General features: G+C 38.9%; 2 protein-coding genes. Both read right to left on the minus strand.

Features of this window, described 5'->3' with window-relative positions; genetic code table 11:
* Positions 1-139: 139 nt before the first annotated feature.
* Positions 140-844: a TetR/AcrR family transcriptional regulator gene (locus tag AB6D80_RS24965; protein ID WP_017103707.1), complete on the minus strand. Its 705-nt coding sequence runs from the start codon at positions 842-844 to the stop codon at positions 140-142.
* Positions 845-872: 28 nt separating this feature from the next.
* Positions 873-1277 (minus strand): nuclear transport factor 2 family protein, encoded by a 405-nt coding sequence (locus AB6D80_RS24970; protein ID WP_017100096.1) that lies wholly within the window; start codon positions 1275-1277, stop codon positions 873-875.
* Positions 1278-1400 lie beyond the last annotated feature (123 nt).

Consider the following 1400-nt stretch of genomic DNA (forward strand, 5'->3'; position numbering starts at 1 on the left):
TTTTGTCCAGAGGCTTCATAGACCTGAATTTTGACTCGTGGCACTTTCTAACTCAAAAGTGTCTTATTGGCTTCATGAGGTGCATAGTTAAGCACAATACTTTCTGAAATTAACGTTACCATAAGGTATAAAATTCCTGCTATGGCATCTCGTTTAGTGCGTTAATCTGGTGTTTCAAACCATCTATAAAAACATCAACATACCTATTAAAACTCTCATCCATCGGTTTGTCATAGCCATTTTGCCAGCGTAAAATGAAAGAAGCATTCATCATTTGAGGTAGAAAACGAGTTAAGTTTGGATACTCACTATTTTCTACCTTCTTAGCCTCCCCTCTTAACTTAGCTTCCCATTCATCCGCATTATCTAGCGGTAAATGACCGAACTCCATGGTTACGAAACCACACATTGATGCAATTACTGTGTTGTACATAGGGACTATATGAGACGGCGGACAATTTGCATCCAAAAGAGCAGCTATAATTCCATCTAGCAATCTAGGATCTTGATACGCATTTGCCAGAAGTCGCCCTCCTATCAAATCTGCGATGTGGGGATGGTGTTTTACTGCACCTCTGTAGTTTTGGAATAACAGGGTCAACCAGACGTGCCAATCCAGGTTACCGTAGTTAGGTGTGACACTAGACATCACTGTATTTGCAATTTCACCTAACAGTGTGTTTTTGTTTTTAAAATACCAATAGATAGCTGTTGGATAGGTATCTAACCGTTTAGCTACGTCTCGAATACTAAACGTATCGATTCCTTTCTCCGCAATAAGATTCAGTGCTACCTCGATTATAATTTCCTTAGAGAGAGGTGTTGTATTTGCTTTTCTTTTCATAAAGGTACCGCTATCTATAAAGTACTTGCTAAAGGGAGGTCTGCTTTTTAGACAGATTGAACGAACTTCTAATGTTAAAAGTATCGTAAACAATATTTAATTTGGTAATCAAGCGGCTACCTTTGTCGACTTCTAACACATCGACAACATTAAAAGGTGCAGGTTCACCATTGGCAAGTGTCCAGTCAAAGTAGAACCAGATAGATATCAAATCTGTACAGTCACGAGTTGATTTCCCTTCCATTACGCCCTTCAAGGTTAGCTTTGAACTGCTCGTATCTTCAAACAATTCAGGATAAAAGTCTGCTGCCTTACGTTCACCGTAAAGTGGTGAACTCACCAACGCATCTGGCGTGAAAAGCGATAGTACTTTTTCAATGTTTGCTTCTTCAAGTGCTTCAAGGTATTTGTTTGCTATCGTATTGGCATTCATGATTTTACTCTATTGTTCAGTGTGCAATTCTATATTGTACACTGAACAATAATGAGAGCAAGCTTGAGTTTGTAGCTGTTTAATAGAATGAAAGGTGCTGCATTAACAATGAATGCACTCCTG

Source organism: Vibrio sp. 10N.247.310.17, assembly GCF_041466605.1.
Lineage (GTDB): Bacteria > Pseudomonadota > Gammaproteobacteria > Enterobacterales > Vibrionaceae > Vibrio > Vibrio tasmaniensis_A.

Coding starts and splice junctions, on each gene's coding strand:
- AB6D80_RS24965 (WP_017103707.1), bottom strand. CDS start 844: ATGAAAAGAAAAGCAAATACAACACCTCTCTCTAAGGAAATTATAATC.
- AB6D80_RS24970 (WP_017100096.1), bottom strand. CDS start 1,277: ATGAATGCCAATACGATAGCAAACAAATACCTTGAAGCACTTGAAGAA.